This is a genomic window from Catenibacterium sp. RTP21428st1_D7_RTP21428_210409 (assembly GCF_040227455.1).
GTDB lineage: Bacteria > Bacillota_I > Bacilli_A > Erysipelotrichales > Coprobacillaceae > Catenibacterium > Catenibacterium mitsuoka_A.
Genome location: NZ_JBEHVX010000102.1, coordinates 1 through 7,894 on the forward strand (window position 1 = coordinate 1; position 7,894 = coordinate 7,894).

Below are 7,894 nucleotides of genomic sequence, written 5' to 3' on the forward strand. Positions count from 1 at the left end.
TTCAGCTTCATGAACGCCGTTTAATCGGTGCTTATGAAATTTAATTTTCACTAACCTGTGGTTTGTGGGTATTCAAAGTATTTCTTATATTATTTAAAAATATGTAATAATTTAGGGAAATTTAAAAAATGATGAACTTGATTGACTTATTTCCGATTATTTAATACAATGTTGAAAACACAAGATAAGGAGATGCACAATGGAAAAATTGTTTAAGAGCACAAGAGGCAATCAGACACCTATTGATTTTTATACATCTATTCTTCAGGGAATCGCAAGTGATGGGGGATTACTTGTACCTGACTTTGATTTTGAGAAGAAAAACCTAGAAGATTTACTTCCATTAAACTATGTAGATCTTGCAACTGCGATTATTGGTACATTCGCACCAAGTGATGCAAAAGAAGCATTACATACAGCCTGCAATCAGGCTTATGGTGAAGGTTTGTTCTGTGATGAAGTGGTTCCTGTAAAGAAAGCAGGAAATGTATATGTTGCAGAACTCTATCAGGGGCCTACAGCTGCATTCAAGGATATGGCATTATCTATGCTTCCAAGAATGATGACTCTTTCTTTAAAGAAGAAAGGTGAAGAACGTGAAGTTATGATTCTTGCGGCTACAAGTGGTGATACAGGTAAAGCTGCATTAGAAGGATTTAAAGATGTAGAAGGTACATGTATTAAGGTTTTCTATCCAATTGATGGTGTATCAGCTATTCAGCAGCAGCAGATGGTGACTACAACAGGTAAGAATGTTGAAATTATCGGTATTAGAGGTAACTTTGATGATGCCCAGTCTGCAGTTAAGAAAGCTTTTGGTTCTAAAGAATTAAAAGAACTTTGTGATGAACATCATATCTTCTTATCTTCAGCTAATTCAATAAATATTGGACGTTTAATTCCACAGATTGTATATTACTTCTATTCATATTTAACACTTGTGAAGAGAAATGAAATCAAACTAGGAGAAGCAGTGAACTTTACAGTACCTTCAGGTAACTTTGGTAACTGCTTAGCTGGATGGATTGCAAAGAATATGGGATTACCAGTGAACCAGTTCATTGTTGCTTCTAATAAGAATAATATCTTAACTGATTTTTTCACTACTGGTACTTATGATGCAAGACGTGAATTCTATAAGACTAATGCGCCTGCTATGGATATCTTAGTTTCTAGTAACTTAGAAAGATTAGTATGGTTCATGGTGAATGGTGATAGTGAAAAAGTGAATAAGTATATGGAAGAACTTAAAGAAACAGGTGTTTATAAAGTAGATGATGAAACACTTGCAAGAGTTCAGAAAGAATTCAAGGCAGGATGTCTTGGAGAAGAAGATGTACTTAAAGTTATTCATGACTGCTGGAATGAAAACAAGTATCTATTAGATACACATACAGCTGTTGGTTATGGTGTTTATGAAGAATATGTTAAGAACACTGGTGATACAACTAAGACAATCTTACTTTCTACTGCATCACCTTATAAGTTCCCAGAATCTGTATATCAGGCATTAACTGGTGAAGAAGTAGATGTTTATACAGCTATTGAAAAACTACATGATTTAACTGGTATGGAAATTTCTTACCCATTAAAAGGTATTAAGGATCGTGAAATCCTTCATAAGGGTGTTATTGATAGAAATGCAATTCTAGATACTATTGCAGAAAAGATCAAGGAGTACTAATTATGTTTGTAAAGGTAAGAGTTCCTGCAACAAGCGCAAACTTAGGACCTGGATTTGACGTTGCGGGTCTAGCAGTGACTTTATATAATACATTCACTTTTGAATTATTAGATGAAGGATTAGAAATCTTAGGATGTCCTGAACAGTTTGCGAACAAAGATAACTTAGCTTATCGTGCCTTTGAAGAAGGTGCACGTTATGTAGGATTAGATTATAAAGGATTACGTATTACCAATGAAGGAGATGTTCCTTATACAAGAGGATTAGGTTCTTCTTCTACATGTATTGTCGCTGGTATTGTTGGTGCATTCGCATTCAAGAATCGTTATGAAGAACGTCAGAACATTCTTGAACTTGCGACTAAGATTGAAGGACATCCAGACAACGTTGCCCCAGCAATCTTTGGTGGATTAACTGTATCTGTTATGGAAGAACATAAAGTCACTACATTATCTATTCCAGTTAAACAGGAATATCGTTATGTCGCACTTATTCCACCTTTCACATTATCTACAGAAAAAGCACGTTCTGTATTACCACAGACATTAGATCGTGCAGATGCGATTAAGAATGTATCTCATCTTGCATTAATGGTTGCATCACTTATTAATGGATATGATGAAGGTTTGAAACTAGGCTTCAAGGATCGTTTCCATCAGCCATATCGTGGACATCTAATTGACAATTTCTTCCCTATTATGGAAACATTAGAGAAGGATGAAAGAGTATTAGGTGCTTATCTATCAGGTGCAGGGCCTACTATTATGGCTTTAATTCGTGCTGATGATACAATGGGTGTTGTTCGTATTAAAGAAGAATTAGGATCTTTAATTGACGGATGGCAAGTGGAAAAGTTAGAATTAGATGAACGTGGATTTACATGTGACTTTTTATAATACCTGGCTGTTGTCAGGTATTTTTTTCAGGAGGATCAAATGAAGAATTATCATACACATACAACAAGATGTATGCATGCAATTGGAAGTGAAGAAGAATATATTCTAGCAGCCATTTCAGCTGGATATACAGAACTAGGCTTTTCAGACCATACACCATGGCATTATGAATCAGGATATCATGCTACAATGCGTATGGATGAATCACAACTTGAAGATTATGTCCATACATTATCAGTACTAAGAGATAAGTATAAAGACAAGATTTCTATCAAGATTGGTTTGGAGTGTGAATACTTTGAAGATAAGATGGAATGGCTTAAGGAACAGCTTGAAAAGTATAAGCTTGATTATATTGTTTTAGGGAATCATTTTGATGGCAGTGATGAAACAGGTATTTATTATGGTCATCCAGTATCTTTAGAAGAATTAAAGAGATATGTATCACAGGTGATTAAGGCTATGGATACAGGCTTGTTTTCATATGTAGCGCATCCTGATGTTGTTTTCTATGATGAAAAGATTCAAGAACATATTGATGAGTTAGAGAAAATCTGTATTCATGCGGCTGAAATAGATATGCCTTTAGAATTTAACTTATTAGGATATAAGGCTATGCGTCATTATCCAAGTCAGCCATTTATTGATTTATGTAAGAAACATCATAACCGTATTATTATCGGAACAGATGCGCATGAACCAAGTGCATTAAAAGATACTAAAACATACAATCGTGCTTATGCTTACTTAAAGGAAAGTGGCTTAGAAATTACTGAAGATATTAAGATGTTGAGATAGAAGGCTTGAGAAAGCCTTTTTTTCTTTTGACAGTTCCCTTGAGTGCAAATTGAAAAAGTTATGGAATATTCATGCTTATTTTGATTTAAATGTATGTAGAAAATGTAGTAATGTATCTCGCTTGATTAAGATTGCTCATATCAGGCACTATATGTCAGTAACTGAATTGGTTTGACAGTTATTGTGACATTAAATTTAAAAAGCATTGATATATTCATGTTTATTTTGAATTAGATGCATGAGAAAAATGTAGTAATATAATATACGGTAGTGATATTTCTAAATTAGAAAGTATGTATTAGATATTAAAAAGAATGATATTATTTCATTTATTTAAAAAAACCTTTACAATATAAAGTGCCTAGTATTGATTAAAGGCTGTATAATAAAGGTGGTGATAAAAATGGAACATATTACAGATATAGATAAAACAGCACATCTTGAAGAATGTGTAGAAGCGGTGAGAGAAATCATTAATCCAGATGATTATGGATTAACTGAAGAAGCTCTTTATGCTCTTACGAAAGAAATCATGGATACTTCTCTTACAATGGGAGGAGACTTTCATTTAGATAACATTCGTTTCTTTGCGGAACGTTTTATTAAGAGCGGATCAATTGCACGTTTTAAGATGGCTCATGAAAATGATTTTTAAGGAGGAATTGTATGGGTAAAATAGAAGACGTTATCCAACAGTACCTGGATGAACATAAAAGTCATTATCTAGGAAAATATCGTTATAGATGTAGCTATCGAATTAGTGATACTGCGATGAAGTTTCATTATTATATGCTTGATGAAAACTTCAGAAATATCGATATTTATGTTGAATTATCATATGGTGATAAGGTTGAAGCAGAATTCTCAGAAAATTTAAATGATCAGGAAAAGCAGTTTATTATTAAAGATGCACTGGTACATATTTTTTATAAAGAGAAGTTTACACATATCCTTCATTATTCTTTGATTCCAAAGATAGTGAAGGAACATCATCTCATTGATACAAACATGGCACCGATTGATTATATTGAGATATTGGAGTACATGAAGTATCATCAGGGGATTAATAAAAAGACGATCGATTCTTTCTATGAAATCTATCTTCCAGTTATGCATGATTTAATCAAGACACAAAAATATGATGTTTATATTTCTTCATTGATCTTATTATTACGTAACATACTTTATGAATATGACTGGGATGGACCAAATTCTAAATATCGTGATACGGAATATCAATATCATTTATATTATGTAAGAGAATTGATTCAGGAAATTATTGACCATCTAGATGTATTCTATAAGCATGCAGCAAGCTATTTGTTCCATCTTATGCATCTACTATGTCAGCATACTTTATTCGCATTTTGTATTATGAGCAATCTTGGTTCATTATTTAATTATAATGAGGTTGTTTTAAAGGCTTTATCAGACAATTTGAAAAAGCACTTTATTTTATATGATAAGGAAGCTAATAATTTAAATCAGTGTAATCTTGTTTATTCTTATTTATTTTATTCTTATTTAAATAAGAAAGAACCTTTTAGAGAAGTAATCAAACAGGTGTTTAGAACTATTGTTGATGCAATTCTTGTTTATGCAAATCATGATCTAGATCTTGCATTAGGTAATACGTTATTAAAAAATGAAGGTTATGATGTGTTGCTCGATTTATTCAGCAATGATTACAATACATTTATATTCACTTGCTTCCCAATTAGTTCATTCCCAACAGAGATGCGTACATCAGTTCGTAATGAACTCGTTGCCGCTATTCGTTTCTTTGCAGGTAGAATGAATAATGATAAGTATAAGCTCAGCTCATTTGAACAGGTATTAAATATCAATAGATTATTATTAGATAATTTTGGAGATTGGTATAAATGAAAAAGAGAAATATAGTCACAGCAGCCTTTGGAACTGCTGTCCTTGCAGGTGCAGGGTTATATCAGAAAACAAGTCAGTTTGTAGATGAACGCTTATATCGTGCACATATTAAACGTACCTTATTTGAGACTTTAAAGCCTCAGACAGTACGTATTAAGAATATGAATGATGCGATTTTAACTGGTCATCTACTTGAAGTGGATCATGCAGACAATACATTAATCATGGTTCATGGTTTTACTAAAGATGCATCTTCTCTAGAAAATGAAGCAATCTATTTTCAGTCAATTTGCCCTCATACTAATATTTTAATGATTGATTGTTATGGTAATGGATCATCTGATGGTGTGACAAGAGGCGTTGGTTTCCAAGATGTTATGGATATTAACTATTGGAATCGTTTCATTATTCAAAAGTATGGCGAAGATCATCCGGTCTTCTTCTATGGTAAAGAAACAGGTGCGACAGCCTTGCTTTGTGCAGGCAGTGCAGGTTTATTAAAGAATGCAACAAGCTTAATTGTAGAAAGTACATTTAAGAATGTGCGTGATTATTTTGCATATTTAATGAAGAATGATGGATATCCAGAATCTATTACACGTCCTTTACTTTCTATTGTATTAAGAAAAGCATTGGATGTACCTCTAGATGATTTAGATATCATGAGATATATAAGAAGGAATACTATTCCGACATTATTTATCCAAAACAAAAACAACAATAAGGTAGATTTTAATGATGTATTTGATTTATACAATAATGCATTATGTGTTAAAGAATTAATGCCATTAAAAGATAAGCCATTTTATGCTCTTGATGAAAAGCATCCTTATAAGGATCTTCTTACAGAGTTTTTAAATAGAAATGGATGATAGGAGGATTAAAATGTATTTTAAAGAATCAACAGGGTTCCCAAAGGATTTCTTATGGGGAAGTGCTTCAGCTGCTTATCAGGTAGAAGGTGCCTGGGCTGAAGACGGCAAAAAGCCTTCGGTATGGGATAAGTTTGTAAGAATCCCAGGTAAGACATTCAAAGCTACTACAGGTGATAAGGCAGTTGACCATTATCACATGTATAAAGAAGATGTCAGACTAATGGGTGAGATGGGGTTAAAGACTTATCGTTTCTCAATTGCCTGGTCAAGAATCTATCCAGATGGTAATGGACAGGTGAATGAAAAAGGTTTACAGTTCTATGATGATTTAATCAATGAATGCTTAAAGTATAATATTGTACCAATGGTGACTGTATATCATTGGGATTTACCACAGGCATTAGAAGATCAATATCATGGCTGGGAAGATCGTCGTATTGTCGATGATTTTGTGAATTATGCAACTACATTATTTAAACGTTATGGTGATCGTGTTAAACATTGGATTATCTTAAATGAACAGAATGTCTTCACTGGACATGGCTGGATGCTTGCTAAACATCCACCAGGAAAATTTAAGGATATGAAGACTTACTATCAGGTGAATCATCATGCATTCATGGCTCATGCAAAATCAGTACTTGCATTAAAGGAACTTTATCCTGATGCATTAGTCGGTTCATCATTCGCTTATGGTCCAGCTTATGCAGTATCTGATAAACCAGAAGATCAGATGGCATGTGTTGATTATGAAGACTTAAAGTCTTACTACTGGATGGATGTTTATGCTTATGGACGTTATCCAAGATCTGCAATGAAATATTTAGAATCATTAGGTGTTGCCCCACACTTTGAGGAAGGCGATGCTGAAATTCTAAAAGAAGCTGCATCTAAAGTAGACTTCATGGGTGTTAACTACTATAAGACATGTAGTATTGAATACAACCCACTAGATGGTATTGATTCTCTTGGTGGAGAAAACAATACAGGTAAGAAGGGCACTGCAGAAATGGAAGGTGTACCTGGTATGTATAAGGTACCTGCGAATAAGAATCTTCCTACAACTGACTGGGACTGGACTATTGATCCTATGGGACTACGTTTTGCGTGTCGTAAGATTACTTCACGTTATGATTTACCAATCGTTATTTCAGAAAACGGACTTGGCGCATTTGATAAATTAGAAGATGGAAAGATCCATGATTCATATCGTATTGAATATTTACGTAACCATATTGAAGAATTAAAGAAAGCATGTGATGATGGATGCCGTATTCTTGCATATTGCACATGGTCATATACTGATTTATTAAGCTGGTCAAATGGTTATCAGAAAAGATACGGTTTTGTCTATGTAGATCGTGATGAAGATGAAAACTCTGGTACTCTAAAGAGAATTCCAAAGGATTCATATTATTGGTATAAAAAAGTTATTGAAACTAATGGTGAAGAATTATAATTCATAGAAGGCTGATTCATATTGAATCAGTCTTTTATATATTTAAATTAGGTATAGAGAGCTTACAAGAGACATATATAAAAGAGGATAAAAAATAATTAAAATAGAAAAACATTGATTATATCAATAAAAATAAACATTTTGAAATAAAAATAGAAAATAATTTAAAAAAATGCTTTACAAACGCTGCGATATTGGGTATTATAGACAGGCAGTCTGGGAGACGGGCTGAGACAGAACATTGAAAACTGAACAGATACACGTCAGATTTATTTGAAAACATTTAATTGATGAG

General features: G+C 33.2%; 7 protein-coding genes. All 7 read left to right on the plus strand.

The features are described 5' to 3' along the window. Nucleotides 1-199: 199 nt before the first annotated feature. Nucleotides 200-1,684 (plus strand): threonine synthase, encoded by a 1,485-nt coding sequence (gene thrC / locus ABUA27_RS11290; RefSeq protein WP_349820739.1) that lies wholly within the window; start codon nt 200-202, stop codon nt 1,682-1,684. 2 nt (nt 1,685-1,686) lie between these two features. Then, nucleotides 1,687-2,580 carry a homoserine kinase gene (gene thrB / locus ABUA27_RS11295; protein WP_129980883.1) on the plus strand — a complete coding sequence of 298 codons (894 nt, stop codon included), beginning with the start codon at nt 1,687-1,689 and terminating at the stop codon, nt 2,578-2,580. Between the two features lie 39 nt (nt 2,581-2,619). Then, nucleotides 2,620-3,378, plus strand: coding sequence for a histidinol-phosphatase (locus ABUA27_RS11300; protein WP_129980884.1), 759 nt, complete (start codon nt 2,620-2,622; stop codon nt 3,376-3,378). A 403-nt stretch (nt 3,379-3,781) separates the two neighbouring features. Further along, entirely contained in the window at nt 3,782-4,033 is a 252-nt protein-coding gene (locus ABUA27_RS11305) for a hypothetical protein (RefSeq protein ID WP_006505197.1), read from the plus strand. An 11-nt stretch (nt 4,034-4,044) separates the two neighbouring features. Next, a complete protein-coding gene (locus ABUA27_RS11310) occupies nt 4,045-5,265 on the plus strand; it encodes a hypothetical protein (RefSeq protein ID WP_129980885.1) in 1,221 nt (406 codons plus the stop codon). Next, entirely contained in the window at nt 5,262-6,137 is an 876-nt protein-coding gene (locus ABUA27_RS11315; RefSeq protein WP_129980886.1) for an alpha/beta hydrolase family protein, read from the plus strand. The genes ABUA27_RS11310 and ABUA27_RS11315 overlap by 4 nt, the downstream gene beginning before the upstream one ends. Before the next feature lie 13 nt (nt 6,138-6,150). Further along, nucleotides 6,151-7,599: a glycoside hydrolase family 1 protein gene (locus tag ABUA27_RS11320; protein WP_287845622.1), complete on the plus strand. Its 1,449-nt coding sequence runs from the start codon at nt 6,151-6,153 to the stop codon at nt 7,597-7,599. Nucleotides 7,600-7,894: the final 295 nt, after the last annotated feature.

What these genes read in the sequence shown, in the direction of transcription:
- thrC (WP_349820739.1), top strand. Translation starts at nt 200, where the DNA reads ATGGAAAAATTGTTTAAGAGCACAAGAGGCAATCAGACACCTATTGAT.
- thrB (WP_129980883.1), top strand. Translation starts at nt 1,687, where the DNA reads ATGTTTGTAAAGGTAAGAGTTCCTGCAACAAGCGCAAACTTAGGACCT.
- ABUA27_RS11300 (WP_129980884.1), top strand. Translation starts at nt 2,620, where the DNA reads ATGAAGAATTATCATACACATACAACAAGATGTATGCATGCAATTGGA.
- ABUA27_RS11305 (WP_006505197.1), top strand. Translation starts at nt 3,782, where the DNA reads ATGGAACATATTACAGATATAGATAAAACAGCACATCTTGAAGAATGT.
- ABUA27_RS11310 (WP_129980885.1), top strand. Translation starts at nt 4,045, where the DNA reads ATGGGTAAAATAGAAGACGTTATCCAACAGTACCTGGATGAACATAAA.
- ABUA27_RS11315 (WP_129980886.1), top strand. Translation starts at nt 5,262, where the DNA reads ATGAAAAAGAGAAATATAGTCACAGCAGCCTTTGGAACTGCTGTCCTT.
- ABUA27_RS11320 (WP_287845622.1), top strand. Translation starts at nt 6,151, where the DNA reads ATGTATTTTAAAGAATCAACAGGGTTCCCAAAGGATTTCTTATGGGGA.